The following is a 14,711-nucleotide window of genomic DNA, read 5'->3' as shown; positions in this document are numbered from 1 at the left end:
CCGCACCCCCCCGAAAGGACCCTCATGAGACCCCGCACGAGACTGCGCGGACTGGCGGCCACGGCCCTGGCCGCACTGGGACTCACCGTCCTGCACGCCACCCCGGCCGCCGCCGCGAACATCCTGTCCAACCCCGGGTTCGAGTCCGGCCTGAGCGGCTGGACCTGCCCGGCCGGCGCGCAGGCCGTCACCACCCCCGCGCACGGCGGCACGCAGGCGCTCCAGGCCACCCCGCAGGGCTCCGACCTCGCCCGCTGCCAGCAGACCGTCACGGTCAAGCCCGGCACCGCCTACCAGCTCTCGGCCTGGGCCCAGGGCTCCTACGTCTTCCTCGGCGCGACCGGCGCCGGCGTCAACGCCAGCACGTGGGGCGCCCCCGGCAACCAGTGGGGCCAGCTCAAAACGTCCTTCACCACCGGCGCCACCACCACCTCCGTGACCGTGTACGTCAGCGGCTGGTACGGCCAGAGCGCCTACACCGCCGACGACGTCGTCCTCGACGGCCCCGGCGGCCCGCCCGACACGCAGGCGCCGACCGTCCCCGGCGGCGTGGCCGTCGGCGGCCCCACCGGCACCTCCCTGACGGTGACCTGGTCGCCCTCCACCGACGACTCCGGCTCGGTGGCCCGCTACGAGGTCTCCAGGGACGACGCGGCCCCCGTCGCCGTCGCCACGACCAGCCACACCGCGACCGGCCTCACCCCCGACACCTCCTACGCCTTCCGCGTGCGGGCCTGCGACGCCGCCGGCAACTGCTCGGCCTACTCGCCCCCGGTCAGCGGCCGCACCTCCAAGGACACCGTCCCGCCTGCCGGCGACATCCGGTACGCCCCCTACATCGACATCACGATGACCAGCCCGTCCCTGGTGGGCGCGGCCGGCGCGACCGGCGTGAAGAACCACACGCTGGCGTTCGTCCTCGGCGACAGCAGCGGCTGCAACCCGGCCTGGGGCGGCACGATCCCGCTCGCCGACGCCCGGATCGTCAACGACGTCAAGGCCCTCCAGGCCCAGGGCGGCCAGGTGGTCGTGGCCAGCGGCGGCGCGGTCGGACCGTACCTGGAGCACGCCTGCGGCACCTCGGCGGCGCTGCTGGCCGCCTACAAGAAGGTGCTCGACACCGTCGGCACCAACCACCTGGACGTCGACGTCGAGGCGAGCATCGACGCGAACAAGGTCAACACCGCGCTCAAGCAGCTGCAGACCGAACGCGGCACGGTGATCAGCTACACGCTGCGCGTGCAGGGCCAGGACTACGGCGTGGACCCGTTCTCGCTGCAGATCCTCCAGGACGCCGCCGCCAAGGGCCTCGACGTGATCGTCAACCCCATGCTGATGAACTTCGGCTACACCGGCAACTGGGGCGACGCGATGACCGCCGCCGCCCAGGCCACGCTCGGCCAGATGAAGGGCGTCTGGCCGGCCAGGAGCGACGCCCAGCTCAGGCGCGCGCTCGGCGTCACCCCCATGATCGGCAAGAACGACACCGGCATGACCACCACCCAGGCCGACGCCCGCAAGCTCCTGACCTGGGCCAACAGCAACCACATCGGATTCGTCGGCTTCTGGTCGGCCGCCCGCGACAACGGCGGCTGCCCCAACGGCCAGGTCTCACCGACCTGCAGCGGGATCTCCCAGTCCAGCTACGAGTTCACGACCATCTTCAAGGGGTTCACCGGATGAGCGGCATCTTCAGGTGGCGCACCGCCGTCGCGGCGGTCGCGCTCGCCCTCGGCACGGCGGGCCTGACCGCCACCCCCGCCCTGGCGGCCAACATCGCCGTCAACCCCGGCTTCGAGGACGGGCTGACCGGCTGGACCTGCAGCGCCTCCGCCGGCGCCGCGGCCGTCACCTCGCCCGTCCACGGCGGGACGAAGGCGCTCAAGGCCACCCCGGCGGGGGCCGACCTCGCCCGCTGCCAGCAGCAGGTCAAGGTGCAGCCGTCGTCGTCGTACACGCTGTCGGCCTGGGTGCAGGGCGGCTACGTCTTCCTCGGCGCGACCGGCACCGGCGGCACCGACCCCCAGACCTGGGGCTCGCCCGGCTCGGCCTGGACGCAGCTGCGCACCACGTTCACCACCGGCGCCACCACCACGTCCGTGACCATCTACATCAACTCCTGGTACGGCCAGAGCGCCTACCTCGCCGACGACGTCGTCCTGGACGGCGCGCCCGGCGGCGGAGGCGGCGGCGACACCCAGGCTCCCACCGTCCCCGGCAACCTGACCGTGGGCGGCGCGACGAGCAGCTCGCTCACCGCCACCTGGTCGGCCGCCACCGACAACGTCGGCGTGGACCGGTACGAGGTCTCCCGCGACGGCGGCGCCCCGGTCGCCGTGACCGCCACCAGCCACACCGCCACCGGCCTGGCCGCCTCCACCTCCTACCGCTTCAAGGTCCGCGCCTGCGACGCCGCCGGCAACTGCTCGCCCTACACCGCCGAGGCCACCGGCACCACGACCGCGGGCGGCGGCGGGGGAGGCGGACTGCCCAAACGCGTCCTGGTCGGCTACCTGCACGCCTCCTTCGCCAACGGCTCCGGCTACATCCGCATGGCCGACGTGCCCGCCGAATGGGACGTCATCAACCTCGCCTTCGGCGAGCCCACCTCGGTGACCTCCGGCGACATCCGCTTCCGCCAGTGCCCGGTCGCCGAGTGCCCCAACGTCGAACCCGAGGCGGACTTCGTCGCCGCCATCAAGGCCAAGCAGGCCCAGGGCAAGAAGGTGCTCGTCTCCATCGGCGGCCAGAACGGCCAGGTGCAGCTCACCACCACGGCCGCCAGGGACAAGTTCGTCGAGTCGGTCGCGGCCATCATCGACAGGTACGGCCTGGACGGCCTCGACGTGGACTTCGAGGGCCACTCCCTCTACCTCAACCAGGGCGACACGAACCTGGCCAACCCCACCACGCCCGTCGTCGTCAACCTGATCTCCGCGCTGCGCGCGCTCAAGAGCCGCTACGGCGCCAAGTTCGTGCTCACCATGGCGCCCGAGACGTTCTTCGTGCAGCTCGGCTACCAGTTCTACGGCCCTGGCCCGAACGGCTCGGCCGACAGCAGGGCCGCCTCCTACCTGCCGGTCATCCACGCCCTGCGCGACGACCTGACCCTGCTGCACGTGCAGGACTACAACTCCGGCCCGATCACCGGCCTGGACAACCAGTACCACACGATGGGCGGCCACGACTTCCACGTCGCCATGACGGACATGCTGCTGGCCGGCTTCCCGATCATGGGCAACCCGAACAACGTGTTCCCGCCGCTGCGCCAGGACCAGGTGGCCATCGGACTGCCCGCCTCGCCCAACGCGGGCAACGGGTTCACCACCGTCGCCGAGGTCCAGAAGGCGTTCGACTGCCTGGCCAAGGGCAGCAACTGTGGCGCCTACAAGCCACGCGGCGTCTACCCGAACCTGCGCGGCCTGATGACCTGGTCGATCAACTGGGACAGGTACAACGCCTTCGAGTTCTCAAGGAGCCACCGGGCCTACCTCAACGGCCTGTGAACGGCCGGACGAGCTGGGTGGGCTTGAGCGGCACCCCCAACCCCGGCGGACGGTAGGTCGGCAGCGCCTCGCCGTACTCGTGCATCCAGGCGTGGTCGACCATCAGGCGCATGCGCCCGTCCGCCGGCGTGCCGTCCGGGTCCGCCCGGGACGTCCGCCCGGCCAGCCGGGCCACCGCCTCGGCCACCAGGCCCGCGTCCGGCGGCGCGAGGTCGCACTGCTCGTCGGGGCCGATGAGCAGGTCGACCTCCGGCGGCAGCGGGTAGATCGGCCGGGGGATGGCCAGCACGCGCGGCGAGGGAGCCATCGGCCACCCGTCGCGCACCGCCTCCAGCAGCACCGACCGCGACGTGCGGCGCGCGAACAGGCCCTCGCACAGGGCCCAGCTCAGCGCACCCACGTCGGCACGGTCCTCGCCGCAGGCGTGCAGGCACAGGTACGGCACCAGCGGGATCCCCGCGCCGCCCGCCGGCTGCGCCCACCCGCTGCCGCACCCGGTCAGCACCAGCAGCGCCAGCATCGCCCGGTAGGCGGTGTCGGCGTGCGGCGTCTCCAGCCGGCCCGGCACGATCATGCACCGCCCGCCGGTCTTCTCCGCCGTCACGCCCAGCTCCCGCGCCGTCTTCACGGTCCGCGAGGCGGCCACCCCGGTGTAGATCTCCTGCCAGCCCGGCGTGTACGGCTCCCGGTCCCCGTACCCCTGCGGCCACACCCCCGGCAGCCCGTCCCGCGCCACGCCGTAGGCGGCCAGCAGCAGGTCGAACACCGTGGTCACCAGCTCGCCGCCGTCCCTGACGACCGGCACGCCGCGCCGCAGCACGCCCGGCCCGAAGTCGAAGCGCGGCAGCAGCACCTGCACCGCCTCGCCGCCGCCGTACACGCTGAGCCGGTCGCAGGCCCGGCCGAGCAGCCCGCCCGGCACGTACGCGTCCTCGCGCTCGCGCAGCCGCACCAGGAACGGCAGGTCCGTCCGCTCCATCGCGTGCGCGGCGAACGGCGGCCGGTCCAGGAAGAACTCCTTCAGCAGCACGTGCCCCATCGCCATCGCCAGCGCGCCGTCCGTGCCCGGCCGCACGACCAGCGTCTCGTCCGACAACCGGGTCGGATGGGTGCCGATCGCCACCACCTTCTGGCCCTTGTACCGCCCGGCGATCACCCAGGGCGTGTCCGCCGTCCGGGCCAGCCGGTTGTTCTCCCCCCACAGCAGCACGTACGCCGCCCGCGCCCAGTCCTCGGCCCCCGGCCCGGTGAACCGCGGCCCGAGCACCTGCTCCGACGCGCACGGATGCTCGGTCAGCAGCGCGCCGCCCAGCCCGTCCACCACGCCCGCCAGCGGCGACGTCGCCAGCGCCGCCACCCGGTCCGCGCCGTGCTCCGACGCCGTGTGCACGATCGCCGCCGCCGCCAGCTCGGCCGCCGTGGCGTCGTCCAGCGGGACGCGCCGCTCCCCGCGCCGCGCCTGGTAGACCTGAGAGTTGCCTGTGAGTTTCGCCCAGGCCGCGACCGGGTCACGGACCCCGTCCCTCACCTCGAAATAGAGCCTGACCAGTGCCTGGTTGACCTGCGATCCCCCCATGGAAAAAGTTCAACACAGACAGTCATGTTCTATCGCCTTACGTGTCCGCATGTCGGGGATAAGAATTGGAAGCCCAGGTGGCGGCACTCAGATTGTTACGGCAGGCTAGGGGCCGCCATGGATTACGCAGTTCTCACGGGGGTCGTCCTCGTCACCGGTGTCGTCCTCGCCCTCGTCGCGCAGTGGCGCGACTGGCGTCCGCCCCTCTACGTCGCCGTGCTCGTCGGCATCGCCGTCCGCGTGCTGATCATGTACACCTCCGCGATCGACTCATGGCAACCCGTCGACTTCATGGAGAGCTTCAAGCCCGCCGGCGAGGCGGTGCTGCAGGGCAAGGACCCGGTGCTGGCCAGCGAGGGCGGCTGGCACTTCCTGCCGACCATCCCCTACGTCTACGGCATCCTGCTGTGGCTCGGCATCCCGTGGGAGTACGCCGGCCGCCTGGTCACCGTCGTCGCCGACATCGTGCTGATCCCGCTGGTCGGCAAGCTGGCCGGCGGCCCCAAGGCGTCCCTGCGCGCCCTCCAGTACGCGTTCAACCCGCTGGCCGTGCTCATCGCCAGCGTCCACGGCCAGGTCGAGCCGGTCGCGCTCGTGTTCGGCGTGGCCGCGTTCGTGGTGGCCCGCGGGCCCGGCGCACCCGACCGTCCCGGCGTGGCCATCGACGCCGCCGGCCTCGGCGCCGCGGCGCGCCGCCCTGTCGCCATGCTGCGCCGCGCCCTCATGCCCGGCTCCGACGACCGCGCCGACCTGCGGCGCGCCATGCTGGCCGGGCTGCTCATGGGCCTCGCGCTGTGCGCCAAGAGCTGGCCGATCTGGCTGATCCCCGGCATGCTGCTGCTCCTGCCCCACCTGCGGGCCAGGATCGCCGCGCTCGTCATGACGGGCATCGTCCCGGTGTTCTTCCTGCTCACCTCGCCGATCTTCGCGGGCACCACGCTCGACGAGATCCCGGCCGTCATCCGTACCATCCAGGACATCCGCCCGATCGTCGGCGAATGGGGCTACACCCCGTGGTTCACCGGCGGCGACTGGGCCCTGATGCCAGGGCTGGCCTCGTTCGGCACGAAGCTCATCTACGTCAGCGTCGTCGGCGTCCTGCTGCTGTGGCGGCGGGCCGACCCGATCGACCTGACCACGGCCATCCTGCTGATCTTCATGGTCATGACGCCCCGCCTCGGCGCCCAGTACCTGCTGTGGTTCATGCCGTTCCTGGTGGCCAGGCCGACCAGGTGGGCCTGGCCGGCCATCATCGGCACCTCCTTCTGGGCCGCCTTCGGCTACCTGTACATGACGCAGTTCGGCGTCAACGACTGGTGGTACCTCCACCGCGACTGGTCACGGGCCTCCATCGTGCTGCTGCCGGTGCTGCTGCTGGCGATGCCCTGGGCCCGTCGCGTGTCGACGGCCCAGGACCGAGTCGCCGCCGTCTCGCCGAAGGTCGCCTCAACGGCGCTCTAGCCGTCGCCACAGGCTCACCCACTGGTCCGGGTGCACGTGCCCCACGACGGCGTCGCGGGGCACGCCCGCCTCGCCGAGCGCCGCGTCCACCCCCCGGTAGCGCGGGCGCAGGGAGGCACGCACCGAGCCGCCGACCCCGCCGAAGCCCAGCTCGACCAGCTCCAGGTAGCCCGCCCGATCGCTCACCAGCGGCTCGGGCCGCCGTTGCACGCGCAGGATCGCCGAGTCCACCGACGGCACGGGACGGAAGCTCTCCCTGCCGATCGTGTCGCCCAGCCGCCAGTCGAACCACGGCCACGACGACACCGTGACCAGGCTCCACCGGCCGTAGTCGCCGGTGCGCTTGCGCGCGTACTCCCGCTGGGTGAGCAGCGTCGCCGAGGTCAGCTCCCGCGCCCGCAGGCACCAGTCGACGATCCTCGACGTGATCGAATACGGGATGTTGCCCACGACCGCGAACGGCTCACGCGGCGCCCGCGCGGCCGTGAAGTCACCCCTGACCACCTCGATCCGCGGATCGTCGCGCGTACGCGAGGCCAGCCGCCCGGCGAGCCGGGGATCGAGCTCATAGCCGATCACCTGCGCCCCCGCCTCGGCCAGCGCCAGCGTGAGCGCCCCCGGCCCGGAGCCGGGTTCGAGCACCAGCCCCTCCGGCGCCGCCGCCTTGATCATCAGCTCCACGGCATGCCGGTCGGCCAGGAAGTTCTGCGAGAGCTCACGCCTGAGCCGGTCGGTGGGCGTACGACCGCCGCCGCCGTTCCTGACGTTCTTCTGGGTGTGTGAATAGTTTCCGTGCGCGAAGTTCTGCGCCACAGCACTGCCCTTTCGGGTCCTCGAGATGAACAGGTCTCGAAGGGCCCTGGGCGCGCCGGCGGACGCGCGGTGTCAGCCGTCCGCTAGCGGGCCAGAGCCCGGCCGCGGCGGATGCGGATGAACACGGTGCAGAACATGGAACACATGGCGCCGACAGTAGGCCGGGCGGCGCCACCAGGGCAAACGATTAAACGTGATGCACGGGTACGCCGCGGCCCTTCCGGCCGCGCGGCCCGGTCCTCTTCATGAAGTGACCCGCCGACGCGTCCGATTCCGACAAGAGCCGTCCGCGTCCCCGGCGGTAGCGTCGCAGGACACGGCTCTCTCTACGGAAGCGGACATGGACACACTCGACCGAGCGGCACAGTTCCTGCGACTCCACGGCAGGCTCATCGACAGACTGAGATTCGAGGCCCTGTTCGCGGGCGGCTCCCGCGCCCGCGTCCTCGACGCCCTGCGCTGCTACCAGAACGCCGACGGCGGCTTCGGCAACGCCCTGGAGCCCGACCTGCGCGGCGCCGGCAGTCAGCCGCAACCGGTCGAGGTCGCCTTCTGGATCCTCGACGAGCTCGACGCCTTCGACTCGCCGATGGTCGCCGCCGCCTGCGACTACCTGGTGGGCATCACGGCCGCCGGGGGCGGGGTGCCGTTCGTGCTGCCGTCCGTCCGCGACACGCCGCGCGCGCCCTGGTGGCAGGCCCCCGACGACCCGCCCGGCGACCTCAACCCCACCGCCGCGCTCGCCGGGCTGCTGCACAAGCACGGCGTCACCCACCCCTGGCTCGGGCCCGCCACCGACTTCTGCTGGTCGCGCGTCGCCGGGCTCACGCGGACCACTCCGTACGAGGCCCGCGCCCTGCTCGTGTTCCTCGAACACGTCCCCGACCGCGAGCGCGCGGTCGCCGAGTTCGACCGGCTGCGCGAGGCCGTCCTGGCCGTGGTCACCTTCGACCCGCACGCCGAAGGCGCGGTCCACCACCCCCTCGACTTCGCGCCCGCGCCGTCGGCCCTGCCCCTCTTCGACGCCGCCACCCTCGACCCCCACCTGGACGCCGTGGCCGCCGCCCAGTCCCCGGAAGGCGGCTGGCAGCCGAACTGGAACACCTGGACCCCGCTGGTCGCCCACGAATGGGCGGGCTACCTGACCGTGGCACGCCTGCAGACCCTGCGCGCGTACGGCCGCCTGCCCGCCTGAACGGATTCTGTCGGCGGGGTCGCGTACGTTGGAGGCATGTACGCGGAACGGCACCCGGGCGACGCTCTCTCCGGCCGTGTCGCCTGCGTGTGGCAGCAGGTCAGCGACGGCGACACCACGCAGCTCGTGGTGCCCGACGCCTGCCTCGACCTCGTCTGGGGGCCCGGCGGCCTCTTCGTGGCCGGCCCCGACACCGGCCCGGTGCCCACCCCGATGGCGGCGGGCGACGCCTACGTCGGCATCCGCTTCAAGCCCGGCGCGGCGGGCGCCGTCTTCGGCGTCCCGGTCCACGAGCTGCGCGACCGCCGCGTCCCGCTCGCCGCCCTGCCCGCCCTCAGCGTCGCGTCCCCGCTGCTGTCCGACGCGCCCCTCGCGCCCGACCCGGCGGCGCGGCTCGCGGCCATGCGCGCCGCCGTCCTGACCCGCCTGCGCGAGACCCCCGCCCCCGACCCGGCCGCGCCCGCCATCGCCGGGGCACTGCGCATGGGCCGCAGCGTGCGCGACGTCGCCTGGGCCATCGGCCTCAGCGAACGCCAGCTCCACCGCCGCAGCGTCGCCTCCTTCGGCTACTCGCCCAAGACCCTCCAGCGCGTCGTCCGCTTCCAGCGCGCGCTCACCCTGGCCCGCGCGGGCGTGCCGGCGGCGGAGGCGGCGGTCCGCGCCGGCTACGCCGACCAGGCCCACCTGTCCCACGACGTGAAACGGCTGAGCGGCGTCCCGCTGGGCCGCCTGCTCTCACCCGTCCGGCATCTTCCCTGACACCAGCGCCTGCACCCACTTCGCGCTCGGGTCGCTGTCGATCAGCACCGCCCGCGCCAGCAGGCTGAGCGGGATCGCCAGGATCGCGCCGAGCGGCCCCAGCATGAACGTCCACACGATCAGCGACAGGAACGTCATCGTGGTCGAGAGCCCCACCGCGTCCCCCAGGAACTTCGGCATGATGAACGACTGCGTGACCACGTTGATGACGATGTAGGCCACGACGACCAGCACCATCGTCTTGACGCCGCCGTGCAGGAGCGCCAGCAGGGCGGGCGGCAGCAGCCCGATGACGAACCCGATGTTCGGGATGTAGTTGGCGATCAACGCCAGCACCCCCCACAACAGCGGCAACGGCACGTCCAGCAACGACAGCACGATGACGTCGAGAACCGCGTCGATCAGCCCGAAGACGGTCGAGACGATGAGATACCGCCGCGTCTTGTGCGCGAACGTCGCCAGCGCCGTCACCAGCTGCGGCCGGTTCCCCTCGCCGGTGGTGAGGATCCGCGCCGTCACCGGCGCGTCGAGGCACATCGCCAGCAACAGCACCACGATCAGGAACAGGCTCGACAACACGCCGATCAGGCTCCCGAGCAGGCTCTGCGCCAGCCCCAGCATCCGGCCGGGATCGAACGCCTGCACCGCCTTGGCCAGCACGTCGTTGCCCAGACCGTGGGTGCCGGCCCAGTGCTGCGACGCCGCCAGCAGCTCCTCGAACTGTTTGGCGTACGTCGGCAGCAGGGAGGCGAGCTGGGTGACGGAGATCGTCAGGATCCCCACCATGCCGAGCAGCACCAGCACCACGATCAGGAACGGCACCGCCACCTGCACCCATATGGGCGCCCGCCGCGCCGTCAGCCAGCTGCGTACCGGCGCCACGGCGATGACCAGCACGAGCGCCAGCACGACGGGCCCGACGATGGAATTGATCTCGCGCAGCCCGAACAGAGCGATCACCGCGCCGGCGATGCCCACCAGGAGGATGAGTGCTCTCGGCACGGATTGATCTCGCACGCCGGAATACCTACCCACCATGCCTTCCCGACGCGTGGCGGGTCGCCGATTTGACGGTTCTGGGGACCGTACATAGAGTTCACCAGTCCCACGAGGAAGGCGTTGATCGCCGACCTCACTCGGGGGCCACCTCCAGACACTGCCACTCCGGCGGACGTTCGCGTCCAACGGAAGGTCGATTCGACAAGAGTCGGGCTTGGGAGTAAGTTAGAGGGGTTGTCCCGGAAGCGGGGCGCGACTTAATTCCAGCAGGTCGAAGCAAGTCCGGTCAATTTGACAGAGACTTGAACGGCTGAAAGAATTAAGACACAACGAAAGAACGCAAGACGAAATGAACGCCTCTGAGCGGGGATCCGGGAACGGGTTCTGGTGAGGAAGTACGCGTCCGTTTCTTGAGAACTCAACAGTGTGTTAAAAGCCAGTGCATGAAACACATGCATAACCCCGTCCAAATCTTCGGATGGACGGATTCCTTTTTGGTTGGGTTCAACCACTTTTCCAAGCATTGTTTGGAGAGTTTGATCCTGGCTCAGGACGAACGCTGGCGGCGTGCTTAACACATGCAAGTCGAGCGGAAAGGCCCTTCGGGGTACTCGAGCGGCGAACGGGTGAGTAACACGTGAGCAACCTGCCCCTGACTCTGGGATAAGCCCGGGAAACTGGGTCTAATACCGGATACGACCGCCCCCGGCATCGGGTGGTGGTGGAAAGTCTTTTCGGTTGGGGATGGGCTCGCGGCCTATCAGCTTGTTGGTGGGGTAGTGGCCTACCAAGGCGACGACGGGTAGCCGGCCTGAGAGGGCGACCGGCCACACTGGGACTGAGACACGGCCCAGACTCCTACGGGAGGCAGCAGTGGGGAATATTGCGCAATGGGCGGAAGCCTGACGCAGCGACGCCGCGTGGGGGATGACGGCCTTCGGGTTGTAAACCTCTTTCAGCAGGGACGAAGTTGACGTGTACCTGCAGAAGAAGCGCCGGCTAACTACGTGCCAGCAGCCGCGGTAATACGTAGGGCGCAAGCGTTGTCCGGAATTATTGGGCGTAAAGAGCTCGTAGGTGGCTGGTCGCGTCTGCCGTGAAAGCCCGCAGCTTAACTGCGGGTCTGCGGTGGATACGGGCCGGCTAGAGGTAGGTAGGGGCAAGTGGAATTCCTGGTGTAGCGGTGAAATGCGCAGATATCAGGAGGAACACCGGTGGCGAAGGCGGCTTGCTGGGCCTTACCTGACGCTGAGGAGCGAAAGCGTGGGGAGCGAACAGGATTAGATACCCTGGTAGTCCACGCTGTAAACGTTGGGCGCTAGGTGTGGGACCCTTCCACGGGTTCCGTGCCGGAGCTAACGCATTAAGCGCCCCGCCTGGGGAGTACGGCCGCAAGGCTAAAACTCAAAGGAATTGACGGGGGCCCGCACAAGCGGCGGAGCATGTTGCTTAATTCGACGCAACGCGAAGAACCTTACCAAGGTTTGACATCACCCGGAAACACCCAGAGATGGGTGCCTCTTCGGACTGGGTGACAGGTGGTGCATGGCTGTCGTCAGCTCGTGTCGTGAGATGTTGGGTTAAGTCCCGCAACGAGCGCAACCCTTGCTCCATGTTGCCAGCACGCCCTTCGGGGTGGTGGGGACTCATGGGGGACTGCCGGGGTCAACTCGGAGGAAGGTGGGGATGACGTCAAGTCATCATGCCCCTTATGTCTTGGGCTGCAAACATGCTACAATGGCCGGTACAGAGGGCTGCGAAACCGCGAGGTGGAGCGAATCCCTAAAAGCCGGTCTCAGTTCGGATTGGGGTCTGCAACTCGACCCCATGAAGTCGGAGTCGCTAGTAATCGCAGATCAGCAACGCTGCGGTGAATACGTTCCCGGGCCTTGTACACACCGCCCGTCACGTCACGAAAGTCGGCAACACCCGAAGCCCGTGGCCCAACCAGCTTGCTGGGGGGAGCGGTCGAAGGTGGGGCTGGCGATTGGGACGAAGTCGTAACAAGGTAGCCGTACCGGAAGGTGCGGCTGGATCACCTCCTTTCTAAGGAGCACCGGTCCTGGAGCATCGTCTCCGGGGTCCACGCTGTGACTGCAGGCGAATGTTCTGCACACGGCAGCTCATTAGTGGAGCACTGGCTACTCGGCACGGCGTGATCGCCGACCGGCAAGTACCGCCCAACCTTTTCGGAGGTGGGGAGTGGGAACGGCGGTTGTGGGGTTACGGGGTGTCGGACACACTGTTGGGTCCTGAGGAAACGGACTGATTGTTCGTTTGCACCTCAGTACAGGGCCACTGAAGCATCGGATGAACTTTTCTGGTGTGGATGTGGTTGCTGTTTGTTGTTTGAGATTTGCATAGTGGACGCGAGCATCTTTGTGGCCAAGTTTTTTAGGGCACACGGTGGATGCCTTGGCATCAGGAGCCGATGAAGGACGTGGGAGGCTGCGTTAAGCCTCGGGGAGTCGCCAACCAGACGTTGATCCGGGGATGTCCGAATGGGGAAACCCAGCACCAGTCATGTGGTGTTGCCTCCGCCTGAATGTATAGGGCGGTTGGTGGTAACGCGGGGAAGTGAAACATCTCAGTACCCGTAGGAAGAGAAAACAACAGTGATTCCGTGAGTAGTGGTGAGCGAAAGCGGATGAGGCTAAACCGGGCGTGTGTGATAGCCGGCAGGTGTTGCATGTCCGGGGTCGTGGGACCCTCTGGTGGTTTCTGCCGAAGCCACAAGAAGTGATAAACCTTTGAGGTAGTCGAAAGCTCTGGGAAGGGCTGCCGTAGACCGTGAGAGCCGGGTAGGCGAAATCTTGAAGGCTTCTTGAGGGGATCCCAAGTAGCACGGGGCCCGAGAAATCCTGTGTGAATCTGCCAGGACCACCTGGTAAGCCTAAATACTCCCTGATGACCGATAGTGCACGAGTACCGTGAGGGAAAGGTGAAAAGTGCCCCGGTGAGGGGTCGTGAAATAGTACCTGAAACCGTGTGCCTACAAGCCGTAGGAGCGTACAAGGATTTCGGTTCTTGTGTGATGTGACTGCGTGCCTTTTGAAGAATGAGCCTGCGAGTTATGGTGTGTGGCGAGGTTAACCCGTGTGGGGGAGCCGTAGCGAAAGCGAGTCTGAATAGGGCGTTTGAGTCGCATGCTGTAGACCCGAAGCGGAGTGATCTACGCATGGGCAGGTTGAAGCTCAGGTAAGACTGGGTGGAGGACCGAACCCACCAGGGTTGAAAACCTGGGGGATGACCTGTGTGTAGGGGTGAAAGGCCAATCAAACTCCGTGATAGCTGGTTCTCCCCGAAATGCATTTAGGTGCAGCGTCGCGTGTTTCTTGCCGGAGGTAGAGCTACTGGATGGCCGATGGGCCCGACAAGGTTACTGACGTCAGCCAAACTCCGAATGCCGGTAAGTGAGAGCGTGGCAGTGAGACTGCGGGCGATAAGGTTCGTAGTCGAGAGGGAAACAGCCCAGATCACCGACTAAGGCCCCTAAGCGTGTGCTAAGTGGGAAAGGATGTGGAGTCGCAGAGACAACCAGGAGGTTGGCTTAGAAGCAGCCACCCTTGAAAGAGTGCGTAATAGCTCACTGGTCAAGTGATTCTGCGCCGACAATGTAGCGGGGCTCAAGCACACCGCCGAAGTCGTGGCATTCAGCGCCTTGTGTGCTGGATGGGTAGGGGAGCGTCGTGCAGCCGGCGAAGCAGCAGAGTGATCTAGTTGTGGAGGCTGTGCGAGTGAGAATGCAGGCATGAGTAGCGAATCGAGGGTGAGAAACCCTCGCGCCGGATGACCAAGGGTTCCTGGGGCAGGCTAATCCGCCCAGGGTAAGTCGGGACCTAAGGCGAGGCCGACAGGCGTAGTCGATGGACAACGGGTTGATATTCCCGTACCCGCTTTAACGCGCCCATATCGAACCTCGTGATGCTAAGAGTCCTTAACTCGCCTAAAGCCTTCGGGCTTGGGGTCAGAGTGAACGCTCGATCCGATCGGGTAGTAGGTAAGCGATGGGGTGACGCAGGAAGGTAGTCCAGCCCAGGCGATGGTAGTCCTGGGGTAAGCATGTAGGGAGTGAGGTAGGCAAATCCGCCTCACACGTATCCTGAGATGTGATGCCGAGCCGATTGTGGTGAAGTGGATGATCCTATGCTGCCGAGAAAAGCCTCTAGCGAGTGTTGTGGCGGCCCGTACCCTAAACCGACTCAGGTGGTCAGGTAGAGAATACTAAGGCGATCGGGTGAACTGTGGTTAAGGAACTCGGCAAATTGCCCCCGTAACTTCGGGAGAAGGGGGACCTCTGCTGGTGATGAGTCTTGCACTCGGAGCTGGTGGGGGTCGCAGTGGCCAGGGGGAAGCGACTGTTTACTAAAAACACAGGTCCGTGCGAAGTCGTAAGACGATG

The 14,711-nt window shown here is 68.0% G+C and carries 8 protein-coding genes and 2 rRNA genes; 7 read left to right on the top strand and 3 right to left on the bottom strand.

The window, feature by feature from the left end; genetic code table 11:
• Nucleotides 1-24 precede the first annotated feature (24 nt).
• Both AB0J46_RS00050 and AB0J46_RS00045 read left to right on the top strand, forming a co-directional pair.
• Nucleotides 25-1,683, top strand: coding sequence for a carbohydrate binding domain-containing protein (locus tag AB0J46_RS00050; protein ID WP_364324271.1), 1,659 nt, complete (start codon nucleotides 25-27; stop codon nucleotides 1,681-1,683).
• Nucleotides 1,680-3,506 carry a glycoside hydrolase family 18 protein gene (locus AB0J46_RS00045; RefSeq protein ID WP_364324268.1) on the top strand — a complete coding sequence of 609 codons (1,827 nt, stop codon included), beginning with the start codon at nucleotides 1,680-1,682 and terminating at the stop codon, nucleotides 3,504-3,506. Before AB0J46_RS00050 ends, AB0J46_RS00045 begins: the two co-directional genes overlap by 4 nt.
• Here the strand turns inward: AB0J46_RS00045 and AB0J46_RS00040 are convergent.
• The gene (locus AB0J46_RS00040; RefSeq protein ID WP_364324265.1) at nucleotides 3,493-5,082 is read right to left on the bottom strand and encodes a molybdopterin-dependent oxidoreductase; all 1,590 of its coding nucleotides are present in this window, start codon (nucleotides 5,080-5,082) and stop codon (nucleotides 3,493-3,495) included. The two genes, AB0J46_RS00045 and AB0J46_RS00040, sit on opposite strands and share 14 nt — an antisense overlap.
• A gap of 117 nt (nucleotides 5,083-5,199) precedes the next feature.
• On the opposite strand from AB0J46_RS00040, the gene AB0J46_RS00035 reads away from it, so the two are divergent.
• Entirely contained in the window at nucleotides 5,200-6,543 is a 1,344-nt protein-coding gene (locus AB0J46_RS00035) for a hypothetical protein (RefSeq protein WP_364324262.1), read from the top strand.
• On the opposite strand, the gene erm is transcribed toward AB0J46_RS00035, so the two are convergent.
• Nucleotides 6,529-7,356: an ErmE/ErmH/ErmO/ErmR family 23S rRNA (adenine(2058)-N(6))-methyltransferase gene (gene erm / locus AB0J46_RS00030; protein WP_364324259.1), complete on the bottom strand. Its 828-nt coding sequence runs from the start codon at nucleotides 7,354-7,356 to the stop codon at nucleotides 6,529-6,531. The genes AB0J46_RS00035 and erm overlap by 15 nt on opposite strands.
• A 340-nt stretch (nucleotides 7,357-7,696) precedes the next feature.
• On the opposite strand from erm, the gene AB0J46_RS00025 reads away from it, so the two are divergent.
• Nucleotides 7,697-8,551 (top strand): hypothetical protein, encoded by an 855-nt coding sequence (locus tag AB0J46_RS00025; protein ID WP_364324256.1) that lies wholly within the window; start codon nucleotides 7,697-7,699, stop codon nucleotides 8,549-8,551.
• A gap of 36 nt (nucleotides 8,552-8,587) precedes the next feature.
• A complete protein-coding gene (locus tag AB0J46_RS00020) occupies nucleotides 8,588-9,310 on the top strand; it encodes a helix-turn-helix transcriptional regulator (RefSeq protein ID WP_364324253.1) in 723 nt (240 codons plus the stop codon).
• Here AB0J46_RS00020 and AB0J46_RS00015 read toward each other — a convergent pair.
• Nucleotides 9,287-10,312 carry an AI-2E family transporter gene (locus AB0J46_RS00015; RefSeq protein ID WP_364324250.1) on the bottom strand — a complete coding sequence of 342 codons (1,026 nt, stop codon included), beginning with the start codon at nucleotides 10,310-10,312 and terminating at the stop codon, nucleotides 9,287-9,289. The two genes, AB0J46_RS00020 and AB0J46_RS00015, sit on opposite strands and share 24 nt — an antisense overlap.
• A 521-nt stretch (nucleotides 10,313-10,833) precedes the next feature.
• Between AB0J46_RS00015 and AB0J46_RS00010 the strand changes: the two genes are divergently transcribed.
• Together AB0J46_RS00010 and AB0J46_RS00005 are read left to right on the top strand one after the other, a co-directional pair.
• Nucleotides 10,834-12,355: ribosomal RNA gene (locus AB0J46_RS00010) — 16S ribosomal RNA — on the top strand.
• Between the two features lie 337 nt (nucleotides 12,356-12,692).
• Nucleotides 12,693-14,711, top strand: a 23S ribosomal RNA gene (locus AB0J46_RS00005); the annotation flags it as partial.

The organism is Nonomuraea sp. NPDC049758 (assembly GCF_040674635.1).
GTDB lineage: Bacteria > Actinomycetota > Actinomycetes > Streptosporangiales > Streptosporangiaceae > Nonomuraea.
This window is presented reverse-complemented; position numbering and strand designations above follow the sequence as displayed.

Excerpts from the sequence above, each read along its gene's own strand:
- AB0J46_RS00050 (WP_364324271.1), top strand. The coding sequence starts at position 25 with ATGAGACCCCGCACGAGACTGCGCGGACTGGCGGCCACGGCCCTGGCC.
- AB0J46_RS00020 (WP_364324253.1), top strand. The coding sequence starts at position 8,588 with ATGTACGCGGAACGGCACCCGGGCGACGCTCTCTCCGGCCGTGTCGCC.
- AB0J46_RS00040 (WP_364324265.1), bottom strand. The coding sequence starts at position 5,082 with ATGGGGGGATCGCAGGTCAACCAGGCACTGGTCAGGCTCTATTTCGAG.
- AB0J46_RS00025 (WP_364324256.1), top strand. The coding sequence starts at position 7,697 with ATGGACACACTCGACCGAGCGGCACAGTTCCTGCGACTCCACGGCAGG.
- AB0J46_RS00045 (WP_364324268.1), top strand. The coding sequence starts at position 1,680 with ATGAGCGGCATCTTCAGGTGGCGCACCGCCGTCGCGGCGGTCGCGCTC.
- AB0J46_RS00035 (WP_364324262.1), top strand. The coding sequence starts at position 5,200 with ATGGATTACGCAGTTCTCACGGGGGTCGTCCTCGTCACCGGTGTCGTC.